Below are 23,611 nucleotides of genomic sequence, written 5' to 3'. Positions count from 1 at the left end.
CCCCGACTGCAGCCGGCAACGCAGTTGGTAATGCTTACAGGGGGTGACGGGAGTTATAACCTTGGTAAATCAAGAGGCTGGCTGCCACACTGGCATTCAAGCTTTGGACGTGCCCGATCATCGGGATCGTCAGCATCTCATCACAGGTCTTCTTGAGCAAGGCGGAAATCCCCTTGCCTTCGTTACCGATCACTAAGGCGACCGGCCCACGTGCATCCCAGCGGCGGTAGTCGGTCCCTTGCATATCGGTACCAAAGAGCCATAAGCCCCGGTCCTGGAGCTCCTTGGCGGTTTGGACCAAGTTGGTGACCCGGGCGACCGGGACGTGTTCAATCGCCCCGGTCGAGGTCTTAGCCACGACACTGGTTAACCCGACCGCCCGCCGCTTAGGAATAATTACCCCGTGGACGCCGGCCGCATCCGCCGTCCGCAGGATCGACCCGAGATTGTGCGGATCGGCCAGTTCATCCAAAACCAAGAAGAAGGGCGCCTCATCCTTAGCCGCCGCCCGGTCGAATAAGTCATCTACGGTGGCATAGCGGTAGGCCGCCACCGCCAAGGCAACCCCTTGGTGGTTGGCATTGTTGGTCATTTGATCGAGCTTATTTTTCGGCACCGTCGAGATCACCAAGTGGCGTTCCTTGGCCAACTTGATAATCGTCGCGATGGCATCGGCATGGAGGTCCTTTTGAATAAAGACCTTGTTGATTTCTTGGTCTGCCTTTAGCGCGGCCACGGCCGGGTGCCGGCCGATGATGAATTCTGGTGTTTCACTTGGCACGAATCAAATCCCCCTTTTCCACGTGGGCAATACACCACTGGATAATCGTTTGCAACCGGTCCTCTTGCCCCGCTAAGCGCAAGTAGCCGATCAAGGCTTCAAAGCCCGTCGACATCCGGTAGGTCAAGACGTTGGTGTTCTTGGCGTGGGTGTAGCTGTTGGCGTTACGGCCGCGCTTGAAGTACGCCCATTCTTCTTCTGTTAACAGTTCTTCCGTTTGCATCTTTTCGATCAGGGCCGCTTGTGCCTTGGCCGAAACATAGTTGGTCGCCACGTGCTGCAAGCGGTTGGGCTTGGCCATTCCCTTGGCCAAGAGGTGCTCGCGAATATATACTTCGTAAACGGCATCGCCCAAATAAGCCAGGGCAATCCCGTTGAGTTGTCGGTAATCGGCTGTCATCTTATTCCTTTCTGTAACGCGTTCCCTGCGGGGTATCTTCTAAGATGATCCCCTGGGCCTTTAAGTCATCGCGGATTTGGTCACTGAGAGCAAAATCCTTGGCTTGGCGGGCCTGGTTGCGCTTTTCAATCAACGCTTCAATTTCTTCATCGGCAATCGTAGCCACGGCCAGTTTGATCCCAAAGACCGCCACTAAGTCTTGCAAGAGGGTCTGCAAGCTTTCCACCGCGCCCTTAACGACCGTTGGCTGTTGGGCGTAGACGTTAGCGTACTTGGCTAATTCGTAAACGACCGCGATCCCATTTTGAACGTTGATGTCATCGTCCATCGCTGCGGTAAAGGCCGCTTTAAATTCAGCAGTCTTGGCCGCCACCCCTGCGTCTTCACCGGCTTGGGCGTCCTTTAGGCGGTAAGCCAAATTGCCAAAGGTATTTTGCAAGTGGTGGAGGTTATTAGCCGCATCCTGGAGCTTTTCTTCGCTGTATTGAATTGGCCGCCGGTACTGGGTCGTAGCCATAAAGAAGCGCAGGACTTGCGGATCAACGGTTTGCAGTAAATCGTGAACCGTCACGAAGTTGTGCAAGGACTTACTCATCTTTTCGTTGTCCTTGCCAATCGTGACGAAGCCATTGTGCATCCAGTAGCGCACGAAGGGCTGGCCCGTGACCGGCTCAATCTGAGCAATTTCATTTTCGTGGTGTGGAAAAGCCAGATCCTGTCCCCCGGCGTGGATGTCAATCGTCTTCGCCAAGTACTTGGTTGACATCACCGAACATTCGATGTGCCAGCCAGGCCGCCCCGCGCCCCACGGGGAATCCCACTTGATTTCCCCTGGTTTGGCCGCTTTCCAGAGGGCAAAGTCGAGCGGATCTTCTTTTTTATCCACTTCATCTTGGCTGACGTGCTCACTGGCTCCGACTTCCAACGCGTCCAACGATTGCCCGGAAAGGGCGCCGTAGTGGGCAAACTTGCGGGCCCGGTAGTAAACGTCACCGGCGGCTTCATACGCGTAGCCCCGCTTAATCAAGGCTTCAATCACTTCAATAATTCTCGCAATATTTTCCGTTGCCCGCGGGTGCAAGGTGGCCGGCTCCACGTTGAGGGCCGTCGTGTCCGCCATAAAGGCCGCAATGTATTTTTCGGCTAATTCTGGGACGGTAATCCCCTGTTCCGCCGCGGCTTTGATCATTTTGTCATCGACGTCGGTAAAGTTGGAGACGTAATTAACCTGATAACCCTTAAACTCCAAGTAGCGCCGCACCGTATCAAAGGCCACCACGCTCCGGGCGTTGCCGATGTGAATGTAGTTGTACACCGTTGGCCCACACACGTACATATTCACGACCCCGGGGGTCAGGGGCGTAAATTCTTCTTTTTGGCGGGTCAAGGTGTTGTAAATTTTTAGCATCGTCCATTCCTTCCTTTCGCGCAAAATCAGTATCTCAATCTTACCACATCTTCGGTGGCGACTGGTGAGATTCCCGGGGACAACGCCAGTTTCCGCCCCGTTGTTCTTGCGACACGAAAATCCTTTTGTCGCTTGACTTTTCCGCTGTTATCCTACCTCACCGACCAATATGACAAACGGGCGTCATACGCAAAACCCTATTAGATCAACGTTTGGCGACTTTGGTGGATTTTTAGGCTTTCGTCATATTTTCTTCAAATCCGCCTGTTAATATAAGAGACGTGGTAAGGAATTACCTTACCATGATTAACCGAAACCTATTATTTTTCAATTACTCCTCCCAAATAGTAACCGAAAAATAGATTATTTACGAAATCTCCCCCAAGATATTCGTAGTACTCCAGCTGGTCGTCTCCCCTGACGGCCAGCTTTTTTGTTCCAATCAAATAAGAAAAGGCTTGAGCCGGGAAAATTGCTCAAACCTCTTCTTGTCCCAAAATCAGTTTGCAAACCATAATCGCTTCTGGGGTATTACTTTCTAAGGATTACCTCAGGCAGAAACAGCGCGCCGATGAATGGGCTTTATTTGGTATAATCGACTTCTTTCGTTTCATTAGTTAACAACCAAGCCAGTACTGACAAAATGGCTAAAGCAAACATGTAATACCCCGCGGCCGGCAAGCCGTAGCGGCTGATCAACCAGGTCGTCATCGAAGGGGCAATGGAGGCCCCCACAACGGCCGCAAGACTATAGGCAATCCCCGCACCAGAGTAGCGGACTTTCGTCGGGAACAGTTCCGGCAAAACGGCCCCAACGGGACCATACAGGGAACCCATGATGATAAAACCTAAACATAGGTAAATAAGCATCCCCACAACATTATGCTGGCCTTGGATCAAATACGGAAAGCCCAAGGCAAAAACAGCTAAGGCGATGGAAGCCGTCAAGAGGACTTTTTTGCGGCCCACCCGATCAGCTAAAACGGAAGTTAAGAGAATCAAAACGGCAAATTCAACGATCGCTCCCACGAGAAACAGTAATACTTCGGCATGGCTAAACCCAAGCGCGGTCGTGGCATAAGCAATCGTCCAAGTTGTCAGGATACAAAACAGGGCGTAGCAAGCCGCCGTAATGAAGGTTCCCTTCAAAATTTCTCGCCAATTGGATTTGAAGACAACTTTTAAGGGCGCCTTAGTTACCCGCTTGCTTTCCAGGGCCATTTTAAAGAGGGGCGTTTCTTGCAGCCGGCGCCGGACATATAAGCCGATTACCACCAGCACGGATGAAGCCCAGAAAGGAACGCGCCAGCCCCAAGCGGTCATTTGAGCTGGTGTTAACCAGTTCTCTAGTAAGTAAAATAAACTATTGCACAAGAAGAAACCGATTGGGGCTCCCACTTCGGGGAAGGCGCCGTATAAGGCCCGCCGATTTTTGGGCGCATTTTCAGTCGCGACTAAAACGGCCCCCGACCACTCACCGCCAAGTCCGACCCCTTGGACAAAACGGCAAATACATAAGAGCAAGGCCCCCCCAACCCCTACAGTGGCATAACCAGGAATAAACCCAATTGTAACGGTGGCTACTCCCATCACCAACAAGGATAGCACCAAGGTTTTCTTCCGTCCTAACCGATCACCAAAATGACCAAATACAAAGGAACCAACGGGACGGGCAACAAATGCCACCCCAAACGTCAGCAAACTAACGATCGTAGCGAGGAACGGCGTCATTTGCGGAAAAAAGACCTTGGGAAAGTAAGCGGCAGACGCAGTCCCGTAGGCATAAAAGTCAAAAAATTCGATAGCAGTCCCAATCATGGAAGCTAAGATCACGGTTTTAACCGGATCGCGCTCTACTTTAGCCTGGCTAGGAGTGGCTAAGACTGAATTTTCCATATGTAAAATTACCTCTTTTCTTTGAAGACAGTGCCCAAACACAATTGACTTGATTAAAATCAAACCGGTTTAATAAAAATTATTAATCATCGTCAAAATCAAAGGGAGGGGTGATGGGGACAATCCAACGATCCATATCACCTATGTAATAAGACAAGTGCACTTGGTTAGTTGCGAATCTTTTCTAATCCTCTCTATGTTTTAAAAATTAGCACACATCTTTTTTCCAATCAATATTATCTCTCATCAAATTTTAATTTAAGCAAATACCTTAGGGGAATTACCTGAACTGGCAAGCACAACTTTTCGTTCACTAAAACCGGCCCGTTCCCTCGCTGCCGCTCTGCTTGCCGAGGGTTCGGAGCCTAGTAAATTAACCGCAGATAAACATGGGGCTAGCGAGCACCTTCTCGGCTCGCTAGCCCCAATTCATTCTTTTCAGCTTACCACGACTTTAATAGTACGCCCCGTGGTGGTATTCCCAAACATCATACGCATCCGCCAGGTTCAGCATAATTCGATCAACCGCCAACCCCTTGCGAATCAAGACCGGCACCGCATCAGTTGGCGCAGTTGGTCCATCTTTAACCAGTTGACCAGCTTGATCAACCATGGAAACCATCACCCCTTGTTCGTAACGAGTTTCCACCGTTTTATCCGGTTGGATCGACGCCACGTAATCATCCGCTTCGACGACCAAATCAGCGGCCTGCTCAATTCGTTCGCCGATCCCGGCTACCTTGCCCCGGTTCCCTTGACCGGATGGATTGGCACTGGAGGCATAGATCATTTGGCGCTTTTCAGCCCAAAAGTGCGCCGCAATTTGTTCACTCGGCGTCCCAAATTTAATTACAAAACACGACGTTCCCCGTCGATCCATCATCAGTTCTTCTTGCCCATCTTGCAAGTACTTGGCCCGGGCTTCGGGCTTCCAAGGCAGGATACAGCCCAGTAAAATATCTTGGTCCCAGTGCTTTTGATACAGGGCCCGAATCTTAGGCGTCATTTCAGCTAATTCATCAAGTTGGGCCAAACTGCCACACAGTACTACCCCCGGCTTATTGCGGTTGCGTTGCTTCGCGGCAAATTTGCGCTCCAACCCGGCCCGGTCGGTCGTCATAATAATGTAGCCAACTTTCGTCGGGCTAACAATCATCTTACCTGGATTGGCGAGAGTGGCCACGGCGGTTTGGTTTAGTTGGCCTTGCCATTGCACGTGTTGCGTCATTATGTAACATCCTTTCTTCGTTTGCTTTATTGGTAGGGAGACATTTGGGCTTCGTAGGCGGCAATTTGATCGGCAAACTTCATCGTTTGATCAATGTCGTCTTCCCCTTTTAAAAATTTTTCTTTCCAAGCGGGATTAATCGTAAACTTCCAGCTCAGCGCCCCACATTTAACGGTTTGGTGGACTAAGTCGATCGTGACCTTCGCCGTCGGGGGCAACTCACTGAGCGTCTCACGGGCGGCTTGCTCTAATTCAATCGGCAAGACCCCATTTTTTGTACAATTCATGTACAAGATCGGGCCAAAACTGCCAGCGATGATGGCCTTAAAGCCCCAATCCCGTAAAGCCCAAACGGCGTGCTCGCGCGACGACCCAATCCCAAAATTATCCCCAGTAATCAAAATTGAGGCTTGTTGGCGCGCCGGTTCATTCAAAATAAAATTCTCCTGGGGGGTCACCCCATCGGCTTGGTAACGCCATTCATAAAATAAGACGTCCCCATAGCCCCGCTTGGTCAGGCGCTTCAAAAACTGCTTGGGCAACAATTGATCCGTATCAATATCATCATTCATGATCGGCATCGGCGTCCCCTGATGAACGGTAAATTTTTCCATTTTTCTCACTCCTGTTCGTAAAATTGCCGGACATCAACAAAGTGCCCGTAAATCCCCGCGGCCGCCACCATGGCCGGGCTGGCCAAGTGAGTCCGGGCCCCTGGTCCTTGGCGCCCCTCAAAATTACGGTTGGTCGTCGACGCACAGTGCTTGCCGGCCGGCACCTTATCGGGATTCATCGCCAAGCAAGCTGAACAGCCGGGATCACGCCATTCACAACCGGCCGCTTTAAAAATCTGATCCAAACCTAGCCGTTCGGCCGCACGTTGGACCGCCCGCGACCCCGGGACGACCCACGCTTGAACCCCAGGCGCCAGGTGGTGGCCCGCTAAGATTTTGGCCGCTTCTTGCAAGTCGCTCAACCGCCCATTAGTACATGAACCAATGAACAACCAATTAATGGGGATCGTCGTAATGGCCTGACCCGGCTGCAGGTCCATGTACTGGTAGGCCCGCGCCATATTTTGATCCGCTATTGCTGGTAAAGTCGCATCACAAGGCAGGGCCATGGCCGGATTGGTCCCCCAGGACACATACGGCGCCAGGTTGGAAACGTCCAATTCAATAATCCGGTCAAAAGCGGCCGGACTATCGGTCTTAAATTGCTGCCATTCGGCCACAGCTTGCTCGTAGTCCTTTGGCGCATACCGCCGGCCCCGTAAATAATCAAAAGTGGTTTGATCCGGCTGAATCATCGCCATTTTAGCGCCCCCTTCAATGATCATGTTAGTCAGGGTCAGGCGACTTTCAATGGAGAGGTCTGCAATGGTCGGCCCATAAAATTCCAGGGCGTAGCCTTCGGCAAAGTTCGTCCCGTACTTCGCAATCAAAGCCATCACAATGTCTTTGGCAAAGACCCCCGGCGCTAGGTGCCCCGTGAGGTGGACCCCCAAATTTTTCGGTTTGACCTGCCAAATCGTCTGGGTGGTAAAGACGTGTTCAATCTCGGACGTCCCAATCCCAAAGGCCAGCGCCCCTAAGGCCCCGTGCGTTGAAGTGTGTGAGTCCCCACAGACAATCAACCGTCCCGGCTGAGTCAGGCCTAAGTGCGGACCGATTACGTGAACGATCCCTTGGTCGGCATCGCCAATGTCGGCTAAGTGCACCCCAAAGTCCCGGCAATTTTTTTGGAGGGTTTCAATCTGGCGCCGGGCAATCTGGTCTTTCACGTCGGCAATCGTCGTCACCGGTTGGGGCGCCGTGGGGACGTTGTGATCAATCGTCGCAAAGGTCCGATCCGGGCGCCGCAACTGGCGACCACTTTCCCGCAAACCATCGAAAGGCTGCGGCGAAGTAACTTCGTGAATCAAATGCAAATCAACATATAATAGCTGGGGCTCGCCGGCTTTCCCGGTAATCACGTGCCGGTCCCAAACCTTATCAAACAGTGTCGTTGCCATAATACTCCTCCTCACTCAGCTTGCGCCGTTAAAGCATCAACAATTGCCTGGGTCACTTCGGTCGTTGTCGCCGTGCCTCCTAGATCGGCCGTATAAATTCCCGCCGCCAACACTGCTTGGCAAGCCTGGTCAATCCGCGCGGCTAAGTCCGCCCGCCCAAAGGATTGACGCAGCATCCAAGCCACGCTGTTAATCATCGACAGGGGATTGACTTTATTTTGGCCAACCAGATCTGGTGCCGACCCATGGATTGGTTCGTACAGGTTTGGTCCCGTCAGTCCCAGGCTGGCGGACGGGATCACCCCTAAGCTCCCCGGCAGCACCGCCGCTTCATCACTTAAAATATCGCCAAAGAGGTTGGCCGTAATGATTACGTCAAAGGCTTGCGGATGGTTAATCAACTGCATTGCCGTGGCATCCACGTACCGGTAGTCGACCTTGACCGTCGGGTATTGGGGCGCCAGCTCAGCAGCAACGCGGCGCCATAAGCGCGACGTCGCCAAAACATTGGCCTTATCAACGATCGTAACGTGGTGGCGGCGTTGGCAGGCCAGCTCAAAGCCGACCCGCAGAATCCGCGCTACTTCCGCGCGCGTATAAGTCGCCGTATCCAAAGCCTGCTGTTCTCCTTCCTGGCGGGGCTGGCCAAAGTAGATCCCGGCCGTTAATTCCCGGACAATCACCAAGTCCACGTCGGCCACCTCCTTGACCGGCGATAGAGGCGCCAAAGCCGGCGTCACCTGGGTCGGCCGTAAATTAGCAAACAGCCCCAGCGCTTGGCGCAACCGCAGTAAGCCTTGTTCTGGGGTGGCCACCGCCCCATCATAGCGGGGCCCCCCAATCGCGCTCAAGAGGATCGCGTCGGCTTGACGACACCCGGCTAACGTGGTGGCGGGTAAGGGATCACCTCCTTGATCAATGCCTTGCCCGCCAAAGGGGTACGCATGCAATTGGTACTTAAAATCAGTGCCAGCACTAACGGCCGCCAAGACTGCGAGGCCGGCTTTCATCATTTCCGGGCCGGAATAATCACCGGCAAGCACGGCAATTTGGTGTTCTTTTGTTTCCATTGGTCTTCCCCTTTACTCTTTGAGGCGGGAACTGGCATTGACGTAGGCTTTCGCGGAAGCTTGCAAAACGTCAAAGGCGACCCCGACCCCATTGGTTTGCTTCCCCGTCGTTGGATCTTGCAGACTGACCCGCACCTCAGCTTGGGCATCTTCCCCGCTGGTAATGGCTTCAATTTCGTAACTGTTCAACGTTGGGTGTTGCCCAAAGGTCTGGTCTAAGGCATTGTAGATCGCCTGCACGCTTCCGGCGCCAATCGCTGAGGCCGTCTGGCGCTCACCGGTCTGATCAGTTACAGCGACCACCGCCGCTTGGAAGCCATTCGAAACATATTGGACTTGCAGGGAGGCCAAGTGATAATCATCGCTGGCCCGGTGCAATTTATCAGCGACCAGGGCTTGCAGGTCCTGATCCGTGACGACCTTCTTTTGGTCAGCCAAGACCTTAAACTTCTTAAACAGAGCGTTAATCAGGTCCTGATCAAATTCATAGCCCAACGTAGCCAGCCGGTCGCTAAAGGCGTGACGTCCCGACAGCTTCCCCAGCGGCAGGCTGGTCTTTTCGACCCCCACCAGTTGAGGCGTAATAATTTCGTAGGTCGCCGGATTTTTCAACATCCCATCTTGGTGAATCCCAGCTTCGTGGGCAAAGGCATTGCCCCCAATGACGGCCTTGTTCTTCGGGACCGGAATCCCTGACAAACGGGCAATTAAATCACTGGTCTGCTTGGTCTTGGCTAAGTCAATCTGGCTGGTAGCCTGGTAGTAATCTTGCCGAATGCGCAGGGCGACGGCGACTTCTTCCAGGGCGGTATTCCCTGCCCGTTCACCAATCCCATTTACCGTTCCTTCGACCCGGTTGGCCCCGTTTTCAATTGCTGCCAAGGCGTTGGCTGTTGCCATTCCTAAGTCATCGTGACAGTGCGAAGAGAAGGTAATGGGGACTTCACTGTGGATATTTTCAATCAGGTACTTAAAAATCGCCCCGTACTCCTTAGGGTTGGAATAGCCAACCGTGTCGGGAATGTTGATAATCGTGGCGCCGGCATCAATCGCCGTTTGCACGGCTTGCAATAAGAAATCAGTTTCGGTCCGGGTCGCGTCTTCTGGTGAGAATTGGACCAGGTCAAACTTTTGCTTGGCGTAAGTAACGTGGTCGCGAATCGATGCCAAAACTTCAGCTTGCGTCATCTTTAGCTTGGCTTCCCGGTGGACCGGGCTAGTCGCTAAGAAAACGTGGATTTGCGGGTGCTTGGCCTCCTTTAAGGCTTCGTAGGCCGCATCAATATCCTTATTCTTACACCGCGCCAAACCGGCCACGGTCATTCTCTGACAGGCCCGCGCGATCGCCGCGACCGCTTCAAAGTCCCCGGGGGAAGCAACCGGAAAACCGGCTTCAATCGTATCAATCCCCCAGGCTTCCAGCTGCCGGGCCATTTGGACCTTTTCATGCGTGTTAAAGCTGACGCCGGGCGTTTGTTCCCCATCCCGCAGTGAAGTATCAAAAAATTGTATCGTTCGCATTGTTTTTTCCTCCTTCAATAAATTTCATTAAATTACTCGGCGGTTGGTTTCTGGCCCCCAGAAGAGCACTACCAACCCCGCAAAAATTGCAATACCAGCAATGGTAACAAAGATCACGTTCGCTCCCACATTGGTCAGCAACCAAGCCACCAGGTAGGGCATCCCAATCGTAACCAACTTCGAAATCCCATTGGCCACCCCGGCGCCCCGGAAACGATATGTAGTAGAGAAAAGTTCCGAAGTGTAGACCGCGACGACCACGGCCATCAAAACGTAAAAGCACGCCGTCAAAGCAAAGCCAACCAGCATAACCCCGCTGGCGGTCGTTTGCGCCGGGTACAGCAAGCCCAGGATGGCCGACAAGCCAAAGGCCGTCACAATCGTTGGTTTACGCCCGACCCGGTCGACCAACAGCGTCCCGATCAAGGCGCCGACCGGGGCTCCAAGCATCATCACAGTTGAAAAGGCCAGCGAAGAAACCACCGCCAAGTGCTTTTTGACCAGCAGGGTTGGCACCCACGAAGTAAAGGTATATTGGCAAACGATCACCGCCGTCACGGCCACGATCGCGACCAGCAAATTCCGCCGCAGATGCGCATCGTTGTCATAGCTCGTGGCTGCATTTTCTTCCAGCTCAGCGGGCGCCAGGTGACGGGCGGCCATTTCCTTTTCCAGCTGGGCAATCGTCGCTTCCGCCTGGCGATAACGTTGATGATTAATGTCCCAGCGGGGCGATTCCGGCAAGTTACGCCGGAAATACCAGAGGATCAAGGCTAAACTCCCAGCAATGACAAACATGGCCCTCCAAGAAAAACGCGGAATGATCAAGGTACACAACAGCATCGTAATTGGGGCGCCACAGTTGGCAATCAGCGATGTGGCTGCACACCACCGCCCCCGTTGGCTGATCGGGGCAAACTCATTGATCATCGCGTAGCCGGTGACGATCTCGGTCCCCAGCCCAATTGCGGCGATCAAGCGGCAGCCAATCAAGACCGGCATGTTGGGGGCGGCTGCCCCAAGCAAAGTAAAGAAGCCAAAAATCAATAGGTTCAATTGATAGGCCCGCCGCCGGCCAAAGTAATCACCGACCAACCCGGCGGTAATCGAGCCAATAAATAATCCCATAAAGCCCACTGACAAGAAGACTGAATTTTGGGTCACCGTCGCCCATTTGGTGGCCAGCAGGTAGGAACTGACCCCACTGGCCAAGTACACGTCGATTGCATCCATAAACATCCCCGCTGCCACGAGGGCAAAGACCCGCCAAAAGGTCGGGGTAACTCGGATCTGATTGATCCGGGTCGTTAGTTCTTGTTGGCGCCGAATATTGCCGGGCGCTTCTTCCATCATTGCTTGCATTTGAAATCCCTCCTAAATCAAAAAGGTGCGCTATTTCTACTTGAAATAGGGCACCTTTTAATCAGCTAGGAGATGATTAGGTTCGCCCTATTTCATGCACGAAAAGGACTTACCTAAATAAATGGTGAGTCCTCTAAGGCAATAATAGGGCTAATAAGCAAGCGGGCGAGATCGTGTACGATTGGATAGTTTGCTTATGCATCTTGAGAACTCCTTTCATTAATTAATTGCTCTTGATTATAATCCTTTTCTAATAATATTCAAGGGTTTTTAATCTTTTTGTTCATTTGCGAGCATAAAAACGATTTCTCAGGGAAATCCCTGAGCAAAGCAAAAAACCAGCCCCGCGGCGCTTCATTCGCGCGGGGCTGGCCGGTTGCCATTAATGCTTAGTGTTTTTGTGCGGGGCTTGCTCACTAATTCCCTGGTGCGGCAAGCGGGCAAAGATCATCCGCCCGGCATCCGTCTGCAAGGCTGACGTTACCTCGACAGCAATCTCTTGGTTCATAAAGAAGCGCCCATCTTCGACGACGACCATCGTCCCGTCGTCTAAGTAGGCAACCCCCTGCTGGCGTTCGGTCCCCTTTTTGACGACCGTCACCCGCAGTTTTTCCCCCGGCACGACCCGGGGCTTTAAGGACTTGGCCAGGTTGTTAATGTTTAAAACCTGGACGTTTTGGAATTGAATTACCTTATTCAAATTCCAGTCGTTGGTTACGATCACCCCATCGACCTTCTTGGCCAAGGCAATCAATTTGCTATCGACCTCTTGGATATCCGGGAAGTCGCCTTCGTACATTTCAATCGGCACGATTTGTTCTTCCTGGAGCTTATTTAAAATATCCAAACCGCGCCGACCACGGACCCGCTTAATGCTTTCCCCTGCGTCGGCAATGTATTGCAACTCGTACAAGACAAAGTTGGGCACCAGCAAGGTCCCTTCCAAAAAGCCGGTCTTAACCAGGTCGTAAATCCGCCCGTCGATCAAGATGTTGGTATCCAAGATCTTGTAATGGTGGTAGTTCGCATCCTGGCGGGCCAAAATTGCCCCATCCTTGGGCTTTTCCCGCCGGGCAAATAAGAGCTTGCGCCATTCATCCAAGCGCGTCGTCCCCAGCAAAAAGCCAAAGTAGCTAAAGATCACCATTAATAAGATTGGCAAGACGTTATTGATCACCGGAATCCGCAACCGCCAGAGCGGAATGGAAATCAGGGCGGCCAAAATCAGCCCCAAAATGGTGGTAATCGCCCCCATGATCAAATACAGGGGGCTCTTTTGGGCCAGGTTGTGTTCAATTCGTTTGCCCACGCGCAGGACCCAGTCGGTTAAGCTCAGGGACAATAACCCAAAAATAATTGCACCAATTGCGACATTCACGATCATCATTACCAACGGTGAATGCAGCTTGATCCCCAGCGTCACCCACAGGGGTGGCAGATAGTAATAACCAATTGCCATCCCGACCAGGATAAAGAGCGCCCGGACAAAGTTTTTCCGTCGTTTCATTCTCGGTCCTCCTTTCCGTCAAAATTCGTCAGGGCTTAGTGCCCTAAGGCCAGCTTTAAGGCCTCCGACAAGGTCGTTACCCCGACTACCTCAATGTTAGTCGGCGCCTGCCAACCTTGCAAGTTATTCTTCGGCACAAAGATCCGCTTAAAGCCCAGCTTGGCTGCTTCCGCAACCCGCTGCTCAATCCGGTTGACCCGGCGAATTTCCCCGGTCAGACCGACTTCGCCGACAAAGGCATCGGTTGGCTGGGTGCCCCGGTCCCGGTAGGATGAGGCAATTGCCATCGCAATCGCCAAATCGATCGCCGGTTCATCCAATTTGACGCCCCCGGCCGCCTTAAGGTAGGCGTCCTGATTTTGTAAGAGCAAGTTGGCCCGCTTCTCCAAGACCGCCATGATCAAAGAGACCCGGTTCCGGTTCAGCCCGGTGGCCGTCCGCTGGGCGTTCCCAAAGACGGTCGGCGTAATCAGGGCCTGGATTTCGACCAAGATCGGCCGGGTCCCTTCCAAAGAGACCACCACCGCCGAGCCGGTCGCATCCTGGAGGCGTTCTTCTAAGAAGATCTCTGAGGGATTCGGGACTTCCTTGAGCCCCTCGGTATTCATCTCAAAGATTCCCAACTCATTGGTCGAGCCAAACCGGTTTTTAACCGAGCGCAGGATCCGGTAGGTGTGGTGGAGATCCCCTTCAAAGTAGAGGACGGTGTCAACCATGTGCTCTAAAATCTTCGGGCCGGCCAAAACCCCACCCTTGGTGACGTGGCCGACGACAAAGACGGTGATGTTTTTGCCCTTGGCAATCTGCATCAACTGGGCCGTGACCGCCCGGATCTGGGCGACGCTGCCGATCGCTGACGTTACGTCGGTCGCCTGCATGGTCTGGACCGAATCGATGATCACGTATTCAGGTTGGAGATTGTCGACCGTGGCCCGGATGCTGTCCATGTTGGTTTCCGGGTAAATGTAGAAATTATCCCCCGACACGGCCAGCCGTTGGGCCCGCATCTTGATTTGGTTGGCACTTTCTTCCCCGGACACATAGAGGACCGAGTGGCCCTCCACGCTCAGTTGGCCGGAAACTTGCAACAGCAAGGTCGACTTCCCGATCCCCGGATCCCCCCCGATCAAGACCAAGGAGCCGGGCACGATCCCGCCCCCTAAGACCCGGTTTAACTCATTGAGCCGGGTCTTGACCCGCGGGGTCTTTTGGGTGTCGATTTCCTTGATTTTTTGCGGTTTGGCCACGATCCCGGTCAAAGTCGTGGTCGGCTGGACCGTCTTTTCCAGCTGGCCTTGTTCGACTTCTTCGACCAGGGAATTCCACTTGCCACAATTCGGGCAGCGCCCTAAAAAGCGCGGCGAAGAATAGCCACAATTTTGGCAGACATAGTGCGTTCTGGTTTTTGCCACAAGGCCGCCTCCTTTCTAAGCGTTACTTTTGCGTCGAGCCAAAGCCCCCCGTCCGGTCGGCTTGGGGCGTTGCTTCATCATCAGCCGCCAAGTACGGGGTGAAGATCCCCTGGGCAATCCGTTCGCCCTTTTTGATCTTGTAGTCGACCAGCCCGTAGTTGACCAGCTGGACAAAGATTTCCCCTTCGTTTTGCGGGTTGTTGTAGTAATCGGCGTCAATAATCCCGACCCCATTAGGCAGGATTAAGCGGCGCTTGAGCGGGCCACTGGACCGGTTAAACAGCATCAAGACTTCATCCGGTTGCATGTAAGCCTTGATCCCCGTTGGCACCAAGAGCGGCTTTAAGGCCGCATCGGCGGCTGCAAGGTCAGCGGCACTTAATTGGCCGCCGTGCAACAACATTTTTAATCCCAGCAAAAAGTGGTGCTTCCAAATCGAAGGCAACACAAAATCTTCACTGGCCGCAAAATCATACCCTGCCGCCTGCTTGGTCTGACGTTGTGGCAGGCTGAGGCCCTGGTCGGCCTTGAATGAAACAATTTCAAATCCCCGTTTTCTCATGGTAAATCCCCCGGCTTTACAGTTTTTAAAGATAGCTTCTATTGTAGCATACCGTTTGCGCCAGCTTCATGGAATCCGGCAAATGCAATTACTTCTTAAAATTCCGCTCAGGTCCCGCGGCGGGAATTAATTTTCCATCTCCCTTGCAGGGCCACCGCCTTAGGCCTAAACTAATGGTAACGGTTGCACCCGGTTGGTGACTAACTTGACAAGCCCGGGCGAAACTCGGAAAATAAATGGCGTAAAACGTTTTATGAATCATGCAGGGAGGGACATGCCAATGGAAATTACGATTGCCGCAGAAAAATTGGTCGCAACGGAGACCGATGGCACCTTAATCGGCCAGATTGATTACCCCTTTGTCGACGCTGCCGCCAAGCGGGTCGTCTTAGAGCGGGTCTTTGTCAATCCGGCCTACCGCGGCCAAGGGATCGCTGGCAAGCTAATGGCCGCCTTTGTCGATTACGCGGATCAAGCGGGGCTGACGGTTAAATTAATGTGCCCGTATGCCAAAATGAGTTTTCAAAAGCACCCGGAATACCGGCGGCTCCTCGCCCTTGAAGAGCAAAACTAAATTTGAGGTGAAATGAGAATGGATCAAAATGAATTAAAAGCTTTGGTCGGCCAAGCTGCCGTCAAGTTTATCGAAGATGGCATGATCGTCGGCTTGGGGACCGGCTCGACGGTGCGCTACATGGTGGATGCTTTAGGCAAGCGGGTCCAGGAAGAAGGCCTGAACGTGATCGGGGTCACGACTTCCAACCGGACAACGGCCCAAGCCCAAAGCCTGGGCATCACGATCAAAGACATCGATGAAGTCGACCACATCGACCTGTGCATCGACGGGGCCGATGAAATTGACACGGACTTTAACGGCATCAAGGGGGGCGGGGGCGCCTTGCTCTGGGAAAAGATCGTCAACAACGCTTCGACCAAGCGGATTTGGATCGTCGACGAATCCAAGCTGGTCAAGTGGATCGGGAACTTCGGCGTGCCGGTCGAAGTCATTCCGTTTGGGGCCCAACACGTCTTTAACTACTTTGTCAAGCAAGGTTACCACCCGGTCTGGCGGTTAACGGACGATGGCGCCAAGTACCGGACTGACGAAAAGAACTTCATCATTGACTTAAAGGTGGGCGAAATCGCCGATCCAAAGGCCATGGCCGAAGACCTGATCCACACGGTCGGGGTGGTTGAACACGGGCTGTTCTTAAACCGGGTCGACCAAGTAATTGTCGGCCGCCAAGACGGCCCAGAAGTGCTGGATGTGAACTAGACGCTGTTGCCAGCGGCGGGCAGGCCCCGTCGCTTTTTTTACTTTATTTATGTAAGCGCTTCCGGTAAAATAAGGGGGAATGTGATTTGAGGAGGACTTGAAAATGGAACTCAACACCCGCAACATGCTGGAGGGCAAACCCTACACCCCCGCCACGGCGGAATTAAACCGTTATGCGCGCCAAGGCCACCGGCTCAGTCACGATTACAATCTGACCTACGATAATCAAACCGAACAGCGGGCGGCCATTCTCGCGGAATTACTGGGCGCTCACGGGCAAAACATCTACCTGCAAGGGCCGATCCAGTTTGACTACGGGCGCTTCACCACCATCGGCGATAATTTTTACGCCAACTTTAACCTGACTGTCCTGGACACCTGCCCGGTGACGATCGGCGACAACGTGATGCTGGGGCCTAACGTCAGCCTCTTGACCGCCAAGCATCCCTTAAGGTACCAACAACGCAATTTGCGCGAAGTCGACGGCCAGCTGTTGGATTACGAATTTGGCGCCCCGATTACGATTGAAGACAACTGCTGGCTCGGCGGTAACGTGACCGTCTTAGGCGCCGGCACCATCGGCGCCGGCAGCGTGATTGGGGCCGGGACGGTTGTAACGAAAGATGTCCCGGCCAATTCGCTGGTCGTCGGCAACCCCGGCCGGGTCGTGCGCCAGATTACGGAAGCGGACCGCTTACAAAACTTTCCGTGGTAACCACTTGCTTTGACGGTCTTCGGCGACCGCCCTATAATAGAAGTTAATCATTTTAAGGGAGTTGATTGAATGTCATTTGCAATTACGCCCGCCCAATTAAAGGCTTTCCAAGCCGACTACCAAGCCCAAAGTCAAAACCGGGTCTTGGAACGGGCGGTCACCAAAAACGGGGTCCGCAATGCCAGCTTTGATTGGCACGCCCAAGCCGCCAATGATCCCCACTTTTCAATTGATCTGGCCACCGGCGACGTCAGTGACCAAAAGCAATCCGGCCGGTGCTGGATGTTTGCGGCCTTAAACACGATGCGCCACGACATGCAGGCGAAGTTCAACCTGCCGGACAACTTCGAATTATCCCAATCCTACCAGTTCTTCTGGGACAAATTTGAAAAGGCCAACTACTTCTACGAAAACGTGATCAACACGGCTGAACTGCCCCACGACGACCGTAAAGTCGCTTGGCTGATGGCAACCCCGCAACAAGACGGGGGTCAATGGGACATGATGGTCGCACTGATTGAAAAGTACGGAGTCGTACCGCAAAGCGCAATGCCCGAAACCTACAACTCGTCCAAGTCGCGCGAAATCAACGAAGTCTTGAACCACCAGCTCCGCCACGACGCCGTAATCCTGCGTCAATTGGTTAACAACTACGGGGTTGAAGACGAACGGATCAACCAAACCCGCCAGAAAATGCTCAACCGGGTCTACCGGATGCTGGCCCTGGCCTTTGGCGAACCGGTCCAAAGCTTCGACTTTGAATACCGCGACAAAAAGAGCAAGGAATTCTACCGCGCCGCGAACCTGACGCCACAAGAATTCTTTACCAAGTACGTCGGCTGGGATCTGGATCAATACGTCTCGATCATCCAAGCGCCCACGGCGGATAAGGCCTACCACCAAACCTACACGATTGAGATGCTGGGCAACGTGGTGGGCGGCCGGCCGATCAAGCACCTAAACCTGCCGGTCGATGAATTCAAGGCCCTGGCCATCAAGCAGCTTCAGGGCGGCGAAAGCGTCTGGTTTGGCTCAGATGTTGGCAAGTACTCCGAAACCAAGCTCGGCTTAATGGACCTGAACACGTACCACTACGAAGAACTCTTCAATACCGAACTGACGATGAGCAAGGCCGACATGCTCGACTACGGCCAATCGATGATGACCCACGCGATGGTCTTAACCGGGGTGGACCTGGTCGACGGCCAACCAACCAAGTGGAAGGTTGAAAATTCGTGGGGCAACAAAGTCGGGACCAAGGGTTACTTCGTGATGAGCGATGCTTGGCTAGACCAATACTGCTACCAAATCGTGATCAACAAAAAGTACCTGAGTGAGGAACTGCTGGCCGCTCAAGCCCAAGAACCGCATGTCTTAGCGCCATGGGATCCAATGGGGACGTTGGCTTAACAGACTAGCTGGGGGTTACTAAAGCGACTGCGCAAAAAAGCGCGGTCGTTTTTTGATTGGCGCAACAAGCACCCTGCTTGCTAAAATGAGGGATTTATGATATTTTCGTTAAAAATAACCAATTTTAACTAAGGAGGCGATGGTTGTGCGGCCACGAATCGCAGTACCTGCCGATACCCTCACCGAAGCAACCGAAATTATTAACGAACGGATGGCGCCCTTTGCGCCCAAGCCGATCATCGAAGCAATCGTCAAATCCGGCGGGGCGCCGGTAATCTTTCCCAGCGTCGCCCCGGAAATGGTCGGCGATTACTTGGACCTTTTTGACGGCGTGATCTTTGCCGGTGGCGCCGACGTCGATCCGACCTTTTTTGGCGAAGAACCCCACCAAAAGCTCGGGCCGACCTACCGCAAGCGAGATGAATTTGAAATTGAACTGCTCAAACAAGCGGTTAAAGCCGGCAAGGCGATCTTTGGGATCTGCCGGGGGATGCAGGTGATCAACGCCGGTTTGGGCGGCACCCTCTACCAGGACCTGAGTGAAAATCCGCTTGCCACCATCAAGCACTCCCAGGATGCGCCGGGCAACTTCCCTTCCCACCACCTCACCGTTGAGCCCGACAGCCGGCTCTTTGATTTGATGGGCCACCGCCCCTTCGTCAATTCTCGCCACCACCAGGGGCTGAAAAAAATCGCCCCGGGCGTCAAAGTCGTCGCCAGTGCCGACGATGGCGTGCCCGAAGCGATTGAATCGATCACCGGGAATCAAATTCTCGCCGTCCAGTGGCACCCGGAAAATATGTACAAGCACTACCCCGAATCCCAGCGGCTCTTTGCCGACCTGATCGACCGGGCCCGGGCCGTGCAAGCAAACCGGTAAAGCACCTAAAAAGTCGGTGGCTTGGCAAATTTTGTCAAGCCACCGACTTTTCTGTTGGAACGCACTACTTAGTCGCCGGCCAAACTTCCTTGGCCACGTCAATCACCAATTTAATCTTGGCCCACTGCTCAACTTCCGTTAGCTGGTTACCTTCTTCCGTAGAAGCAAAACCACACTGGGTGCTTAACGCTAAGTGTGCCAGCGGAACGTATTGACTGGCTTCTTTGATCCGCGCCTTGAGCACTTCCGGCTCCTCTAACGCCGGGCGCTTGGAAGTCACCAAGCCCAAGACGACTTCTTTTTCGGCTGGGACCTTCGCCAACGGAGCAAAGTCCCCGGAGCGATCATCATCAAATTCAAGGTAGAAGGCCGCGACGTTCTCTTGAGCCAACAGATAGTCGGCCACCGGTCCATAGCCCCCCTTGGCCGCCCAGGTGGAATGATAGTTGCCCCGGCACACGTGGGTTGAAACCCGCAGATCGGCGGGCAAGTCCTTGATTGCTGCATTATTGAGCTTCAAGTAGATGGCTTGCAATGACTCGCGATCAAAACCAGCGCCCGCCATTAAGGACCAGAAATCATCATCCACGACCATCCCCCAAGTACAGTCGTCCAATTTCAGGTCGCGACAGCCGGCTTCATACAGGGCCAAAATCAGGTCCCGGTAAGCCTTAGCCAGATCAGCGAAGAGGGCGTCATCGGTCGGGTAGACTTTCCGCAAGGCCGCAACATTCTCAGGTCCACGAACCAGTTCCGCATAAAGTTGAGCCGGCGCTGGCAGTGATTGGCGTGGAATCAACTCCGTGCCATCGGTCAAGGTCTTGAGGTACTTAAAGGCCGTCAAATCCGGGTGGCTCCCCGTAAAGGCGATCTTCCCACTTACCTGCGCGGAGTCATTGCGGGTTTCTTCATCATGAAAAAGGTAGCCCCGCGCCTGGGTCGTGTGCTTGATCCCGCCAAAGCCCCAGAAGGTATCCAAGTGCCAGTAGCTGCGACGGAATTCGCCGTCCGTGACGACCTTTAATCCAGCGGCCGCTTCTTTCGCGACTAGGTCCTTGATCGCTGCATCTTCCACCTTGGTCAGGCCCGCCTGATCCAATTCTCCTCGCGCAAATTGTTCGCGCGCTTGCTTTAACGCCGCTGGCCGTAAAAAGGATCCCACAATGTCGTAATGTAATTGAGTGCTCATGCTAAATTCCTCCTTAGAAAACAAAAAAGCCCTAACAGCACATGCTCTGTACTGTTAGGGACGTCAATCAATCATCAACGGGGTACCACCCTAGTTTGCGACCTGGTTGCCCAGCTCGCCTTCGTCAGGGCCCGGTTAGACCGGATCCTGCGCCAGTGGTATCGGTTGGCCCCCCGCCAGCAGCTAATCATTCGCCACTGGATTCGCTCGGAGACCATCTTCACAGCTTCTTCCCGGTCGGCTTGCACCATCCCCGACTCGCTCAGCGGGCTTCCCCTGCTACTCATCTCTTCTCAGCGATTTTTAATTTAATTGCCATTATACTATAACGATCAGTAAGACCCGTCAACCCCTCGGGGCAAATTTTTCGGCCCGTGCTCAGTGATCCAAATCTGGTTCCCAATTTCCATGGAAAAGGGCCTGGGTCAGTTCGGCCGCCGTCATCGGGTGGTCGTCATCAAAACCCGGGAACTGGCGAATCGCGGTCTGGGCCGCTGCTTGATAACGCTTGGCCCGCCGCAGGGCGTAGGCAGTCAGGGAATCATCCTGGACGTAATTAAGCAGCTTGGCACTCGGCGTCGTCTTCGGATTTTCCACCCGGTCGGCCAGGTCCTCTAAAATTTCTTGGTATTCGGGGCCAAGTTGGAGCTGATTGGCAAAGCGCTCCAAGCTTTGCATCATTGCCCGGGCCTTATGCTGGTACTTGGTCGGCGCCGTTGGTTCCTCAGTCGCCACGACCTCATTCATTGCATCAGCGACCGCCAAGACCCGGTCGACTTCATCCCCCTTCAGCGGCGGGGTCATGATAAAGTAGCTGGCCAACAGGCGGATAAAACGCAGGGTGTCGGTGCGAATCCCGACCGAACTGCTCGGGTCCAAATCCAGCATCCGCAACTCCAGGTATTGGACCCCGGTCTGAGGAAGTTGGGTCAGGACTTGATTGCCCTTAAAGCGGACCGCCCCGTGGAATTCATAATCCGAGATCAAAATCCCCTCCTTGACCCCCGCTTCGATTCGGGCGACGTAATCGGCTACGCTGGTGTAGGCGCCGCGGAACTTGGTGCCAAACCCGTAGTGGCTTTGACGGATGCTGCGGATCGGGTGTGGTAGTTCCTGACCTGGCGCAAAGTAATTCGCTTCGGCCAGCGGGCTGGCGCCGAAGAGATATGTAATTAGCCACCGGTAGCGCATGAACCCCTGGGCCACCACCGTGTAAAGATAATTTTGGACCGCCAGCCGGGAAGGAAAATGGTCACCCAGGGCCTGCTGGACCAACTCAATCACCTCGTCATTGATACTGAGGTTAATGTGGGCCCCACACGGTGTCCCCTCTGAATAGCCGTGGCGTTTGGTCCATTCCTTCAAATAGGCTTCCTTGGCTGGGCCCATCTTGGCAAACTGCAGTTGCCGCTTGTCGGCCGGTAGCTGCGGCGGCATCGACAGGGGCCACAGCAATTCGCCCGGCGCCAAGGCCGACCGTAAGACGTTATTGATTGCGTACAGGTAGTGCATCGCATCCAACGAGTGGCGGGCCGCCGGGGTGACAACTTCCGACATCGTCTCGAGGTAGTCATTGGTGATCCACGGGTTGGTCTTTTCATCACCGATCGCGGCCGGGTACGGCTCCTGGCTTAACTGCCCGGTGTCATCGACGCGTTGCATTTCAATTTCCAGCCCCATTTTAAAGTTCGAGGTCTTGGCCACGGCGCCTTGTTCAAAGATTAATTGACCGACTTTACTAAACATAGTGCTCAGCCCCTTCCCATGAGTTGTTTCTAATTTTTTGCTTATTGTATTATAATTTTACAAAATTGACAATTAAAAAACCGCCTTTCCCCAAAGGAAACGACGGTCGGTAAAATGGCTGTTAAGGGCGTCCCGCCAACCAGTCAACCAAGCAGGCTTGGTAGCGGGCCGGCTGATCGTAAAAGACCATGTGGCGCGCGGCGCTAAATTTTTTCCAGCGGGCCTGCGGCAGACCGGTCGCTAATTGTTGGGCCACTGCATCCGTACACAGATCGTGGTCGCCATTAATCACCAGAGCCGGCAGGTTAAGCTGGGGCAAGCGGGCGGTGACGTCGCAATCACGCAGGTTGCCGGTCGGGGTAAATTCATTGGGCCCCCACGCGGTCTGGTAGGCGACCTGCCCGCCACGCTTGGGCCGTTGCAAGGGAGCGGGCATCGCCGCGTGGACTGGCTCTAAGGCGTGGGCCGCCATAAAGGCCGTCAGCGCTGCCTGGTACGTTGGACTGGTGTAATTGCCGCTGGCCTCCGCCTGGGCGATCGCGGCCTGTTGCGCGGGGGGCAGCTGGCTGACCAGGCCGTGGACGGCTTGCCCCCACAACCGCGCCGAAGCCAGGGTACTGGAGAGGATCACACTTTGGACCCCGGTCGTGGTGGGCTGCAGTAAGTGCAGGAGAGCCAACATGCCACCCCAGGATTGGCCCAGCAGGTGGATTTTGGCTAAATGCAGCTGGGCGCGCAGGTTGGCCAATTCCGCCAGCCAAGTCTGGGCCGTGTAAACCGCCGGCAAGTCGTCAACCAGGCTAGACTGGCCACAGCCGACTTGGTCGTACATAATCAACTGGCGCTTGGTGGCGGCCGCTAAGGGATCGAGCAGCTCAAAATAATTGTGACTCGAGCCCGGCCCGCCGTGTAATAACACCAGTGGCGCCAGCCCGTGGTCCTCGCCCACGATTCGCACGTAGGTCGTCAGTGGCCCAAAGGGCAAGTAGCGTTCTTCAATTTTCATGGGTTCACTTCCTTACTTGCTAAGCTCCAAAGACGGGATGCTTACTTAGCTTTTAAAAAAGTCAAGGCAACGCGATCTTCAGCCAGACCCTGCTTCACGAGGGTTAAGAAGTGATCATCAACCAACGCTTGTGATGGTTCAGCCTTAACCACTACATTATTAGCTTGTTCATGTCAACCACCACGCCCTAAAGGACGTGGCTTGTGAGCAAACACCCTTCTGATGAGT

General features: G+C 53.8%; 21 protein-coding genes. 5 read left to right on the top strand and 16 right to left on the bottom strand.

The genetic code is table 11. The annotated features are described in order from the left end of the window. Window positions 1-34: 34 nt before the first annotated feature. From rlmB to FC43_RS00045, 13 genes are all read right to left on the bottom strand, one after another. Window positions 35-781 carry a 23S rRNA (guanosine(2251)-2'-O)-methyltransferase RlmB gene (gene rlmB / locus FC43_RS00105; RefSeq protein WP_056953223.1) on the bottom strand — a complete coding sequence of 249 codons (747 nt, stop codon included), beginning with the start codon at window positions 779-781 and terminating at the stop codon, window positions 35-37. Further along, complete coding sequence (locus FC43_RS00100; protein ID WP_019206965.1) at window positions 771-1,181, bottom strand: Mini-ribonuclease 3; 411 nt, start codon at window positions 1,179-1,181, stop codon at window positions 771-773. The genes rlmB and FC43_RS00100 overlap by 11 nt, the downstream gene beginning before the upstream one ends. 1 nt (window position 1,182) lies before the next feature. After that, on the bottom strand, window positions 1,183-2,589 hold the full coding sequence (gene cysS, locus FC43_RS00095; RefSeq protein WP_056953221.1) for a cysteine--tRNA ligase: 1,407 nt from the start codon (window positions 2,587-2,589) through the stop codon (window positions 1,183-1,185). 582 nt (window positions 2,590-3,171) lie between these two features. Continuing rightward, window positions 3,172-4,485: an MFS transporter gene (locus tag FC43_RS00090; RefSeq protein WP_056953220.1), complete on the bottom strand. Its 1,314-nt coding sequence runs from the start codon at window positions 4,483-4,485 to the stop codon at window positions 3,172-3,174. Between the two features lie 454 nt (window positions 4,486-4,939). Continuing rightward, a complete protein-coding gene (locus FC43_RS00085; RefSeq protein ID WP_056953219.1) occupies window positions 4,940-5,713 on the bottom strand; it encodes an L-threonylcarbamoyladenylate synthase in 774 nt (257 codons plus the stop codon). Window positions 5,714-5,739: 26 nt separating this feature from the next. Next, window positions 5,740-6,327, bottom strand: coding sequence for a 3-isopropylmalate dehydratase small subunit (leuD, locus tag FC43_RS00080; protein ID WP_056953218.1), 588 nt, complete (start codon window positions 6,325-6,327; stop codon window positions 5,740-5,742). Window positions 6,328-6,332: 5 nt separating this feature from the next. Next, window positions 6,333-7,727 carry a 3-isopropylmalate dehydratase large subunit gene (gene leuC / locus FC43_RS00075; protein ID WP_056953217.1) on the bottom strand — a complete coding sequence of 465 codons (1,395 nt, stop codon included), beginning with the start codon at window positions 7,725-7,727 and terminating at the stop codon, window positions 6,333-6,335. 11 nt (window positions 7,728-7,738) lie between these two features. Then, on the bottom strand, window positions 7,739-8,797 hold the full coding sequence (leuB, locus tag FC43_RS00070; protein WP_056953215.1) for a 3-isopropylmalate dehydrogenase: 1,059 nt from the start codon (window positions 8,795-8,797) through the stop codon (window positions 7,739-7,741). 12 nt (window positions 8,798-8,809) lie between these two features. Next, window positions 8,810-10,318: a 2-isopropylmalate synthase gene (locus FC43_RS00065; protein WP_056953213.1), complete on the bottom strand. Its 1,509-nt coding sequence runs from the start codon at window positions 10,316-10,318 to the stop codon at window positions 8,810-8,812. A 27-nt stretch (window positions 10,319-10,345) separates the two neighbouring features. Further along, window positions 10,346-11,680: an MFS transporter gene (locus tag FC43_RS00060; RefSeq protein WP_082611408.1), complete on the bottom strand. Its 1,335-nt coding sequence runs from the start codon at window positions 11,678-11,680 to the stop codon at window positions 10,346-10,348. A gap of 382 nt (window positions 11,681-12,062) precedes the next feature. After that, window positions 12,063-13,187, bottom strand: a complete 1,125-nt coding sequence (locus FC43_RS00055; RefSeq protein ID WP_056953211.1) for a PIN/TRAM domain-containing protein — start codon at window positions 13,185-13,187, stop codon at window positions 12,063-12,065. Between the two features lie 35 nt (window positions 13,188-13,222). Beyond that, entirely contained in the window at window positions 13,223-14,599 is a 1,377-nt protein-coding gene (gene radA, locus FC43_RS00050; protein WP_019206955.1) for a DNA repair protein RadA, read from the bottom strand. Window positions 14,600-14,621: 22 nt separating this feature from the next. Next, complete coding sequence (locus FC43_RS00045; RefSeq protein WP_056953209.1) at window positions 14,622-15,161, bottom strand: dCTP deaminase/dUTPase family protein; 540 nt, start codon at window positions 15,159-15,161, stop codon at window positions 14,622-14,624. A gap of 253 nt (window positions 15,162-15,414) precedes the next feature. Between FC43_RS00045 and FC43_RS00040 the strand changes: the two genes are divergently transcribed. The 5 genes from FC43_RS00040 (at window position 15,415) to FC43_RS00020 (ending at window position 19,442) form a co-directional block, all read left to right on the top strand. Beyond that, entirely contained in the window at window positions 15,415-15,735 is a 321-nt protein-coding gene (locus FC43_RS00040) for a GNAT family N-acetyltransferase (protein ID WP_056953207.1), read from the top strand. Between the two features lie 18 nt (window positions 15,736-15,753). Then, on the top strand, window positions 15,754-16,437 hold the full coding sequence (rpiA, locus tag FC43_RS00035) for a ribose-5-phosphate isomerase RpiA (RefSeq protein WP_056953205.1): 684 nt from the start codon (window positions 15,754-15,756) through the stop codon (window positions 16,435-16,437). A gap of 103 nt (window positions 16,438-16,540) precedes the next feature. Beyond that, window positions 16,541-17,152 (top strand): sugar O-acetyltransferase, encoded by a 612-nt coding sequence (locus FC43_RS00030; RefSeq protein WP_056953188.1) that lies wholly within the window; start codon window positions 16,541-16,543, stop codon window positions 17,150-17,152. A gap of 69 nt (window positions 17,153-17,221) precedes the next feature. Next, window positions 17,222-18,562 carry a C1 family peptidase gene (locus FC43_RS00025; RefSeq protein ID WP_056953171.1) on the top strand — a complete coding sequence of 447 codons (1,341 nt, stop codon included), beginning with the start codon at window positions 17,222-17,224 and terminating at the stop codon, window positions 18,560-18,562. A 145-nt stretch (window positions 18,563-18,707) separates the two neighbouring features. Further along, on the top strand, window positions 18,708-19,442 hold the full coding sequence (locus FC43_RS00020; RefSeq protein WP_056953238.1) for a gamma-glutamyl-gamma-aminobutyrate hydrolase family protein: 735 nt from the start codon (window positions 18,708-18,710) through the stop codon (window positions 19,440-19,442). 64 nt (window positions 19,443-19,506) lie between these two features. Here FC43_RS00020 and FC43_RS00015 read toward each other — a convergent pair whose 3' ends face one another. The 3 genes from FC43_RS00015 to FC43_RS00005 all read right to left on the bottom strand — a co-directional run bounded on the left by FC43_RS00015 (window position 19,507) and on the right by FC43_RS00005 (window position 23,383). Further along, the gene (locus FC43_RS00015) at window positions 19,507-20,631 is read right to left on the bottom strand and encodes a 5-methyltetrahydropteroyltriglutamate--homocysteine S-methyltransferase (RefSeq protein ID WP_056953158.1); all 1,125 of its coding nucleotides are present in this window, start codon (window positions 20,629-20,631) and stop codon (window positions 19,507-19,509) included. 378 nt (window positions 20,632-21,009) lie between these two features. Continuing rightward, window positions 21,010-22,377: a glutamate--cysteine ligase gene (locus FC43_RS00010; RefSeq protein ID WP_056953146.1), complete on the bottom strand. Its 1,368-nt coding sequence runs from the start codon at window positions 22,375-22,377 to the stop codon at window positions 21,010-21,012. A 121-nt stretch (window positions 22,378-22,498) separates the two neighbouring features. Further along, window positions 22,499-23,383 carry a proline iminopeptidase-family hydrolase gene (locus tag FC43_RS00005; RefSeq protein WP_056953143.1) on the bottom strand — a complete coding sequence of 295 codons (885 nt, stop codon included), beginning with the start codon at window positions 23,381-23,383 and terminating at the stop codon, window positions 22,499-22,501. Window positions 23,384-23,611 lie beyond the last annotated feature (228 nt).

Origin of the sequence: Limosilactobacillus ingluviei DSM 15946, assembly GCF_001435775.1 — a bacterium.
In the GTDB taxonomy this organism is placed as follows: Bacteria; Bacillota; Bacilli; order Lactobacillales; family Lactobacillaceae; genus Limosilactobacillus; species Limosilactobacillus ingluviei.
Note: the sequence above shows the minus strand (reverse complement) of the source record. Positions and strands in the feature narration are given on the sequence as shown.

Bases quoted from the DNA above. Each gene is read 5' to 3' on its own strand.
- FC43_RS00010 (WP_056953146.1), bottom strand. From the start codon at position 22,377: ATGTTTAGTAAAGTCGGTCAATTAATCTTTGAACAAGGCGCCGTGGCC.
- FC43_RS00045 (WP_056953209.1), bottom strand. From the start codon at position 15,161: ATGAGAAAACGGGGATTTGAAATTGTTTCATTCAAGGCCGACCAGGGC.
- FC43_RS00060 (WP_082611408.1), bottom strand. From the start codon at position 11,680: ATGCAAGCAATGATGGAAGAAGCGCCCGGCAATATTCGGCGCCAACAA.
- FC43_RS00005 (WP_056953143.1), bottom strand. From the start codon at position 23,383: ATGAAAATTGAAGAACGCTACTTGCCCTTTGGGCCACTGACGACCTAC.
- FC43_RS00100 (WP_019206965.1), bottom strand. From the start codon at position 1,181: ATGACAGCCGATTACCGACAACTCAACGGGATTGCCCTGGCTTATTTG.
- leuC (WP_056953217.1), bottom strand. From the start codon at position 7,727: ATGGCAACGACACTGTTTGATAAGGTTTGGGACCGGCACGTGATTACC.
- FC43_RS00040 (WP_056953207.1), top strand. From the start codon at position 15,415: ATGAATCATGCAGGGAGGGACATGCCAATGGAAATTACGATTGCCGCA.
- cysS (WP_056953221.1), bottom strand. From the start codon at position 2,589: ATGCTAAAAATTTACAACACCTTGACCCGCCAAAAAGAAGAATTTACG.
- FC43_RS00090 (WP_056953220.1), bottom strand. From the start codon at position 4,485: ATGGAAAATTCAGTCTTAGCCACTCCTAGCCAGGCTAAAGTAGAGCGC.
- leuD (WP_056953218.1), bottom strand. From the start codon at position 6,327: ATGGAAAAATTTACCGTTCATCAGGGGACGCCGATGCCGATCATGAAT.
- FC43_RS00030 (WP_056953188.1), top strand. From the start codon at position 16,541: ATGGAACTCAACACCCGCAACATGCTGGAGGGCAAACCCTACACCCCC.
- FC43_RS00085 (WP_056953219.1), bottom strand. From the start codon at position 5,713: ATGACGCAACACGTGCAATGGCAAGGCCAACTAAACCAAACCGCCGTG.
- FC43_RS00015 (WP_056953158.1), bottom strand. From the start codon at position 20,631: ATGAGCACTCAATTACATTACGACATTGTGGGATCCTTTTTACGGCCA.
- FC43_RS00055 (WP_056953211.1), bottom strand. From the start codon at position 13,187: ATGAAACGACGGAAAAACTTTGTCCGGGCGCTCTTTATCCTGGTCGGG.
- FC43_RS00025 (WP_056953171.1), top strand. From the start codon at position 17,222: ATGTCATTTGCAATTACGCCCGCCCAATTAAAGGCTTTCCAAGCCGAC.
- rpiA (WP_056953205.1), top strand. From the start codon at position 15,754: ATGGATCAAAATGAATTAAAAGCTTTGGTCGGCCAAGCTGCCGTCAAG.
- FC43_RS00065 (WP_056953213.1), bottom strand. From the start codon at position 10,318: ATGCGAACGATACAATTTTTTGATACTTCACTGCGGGATGGGGAACAA.
- leuB (WP_056953215.1), bottom strand. From the start codon at position 8,797: ATGGAAACAAAAGAACACCAAATTGCCGTGCTTGCCGGTGATTATTCC.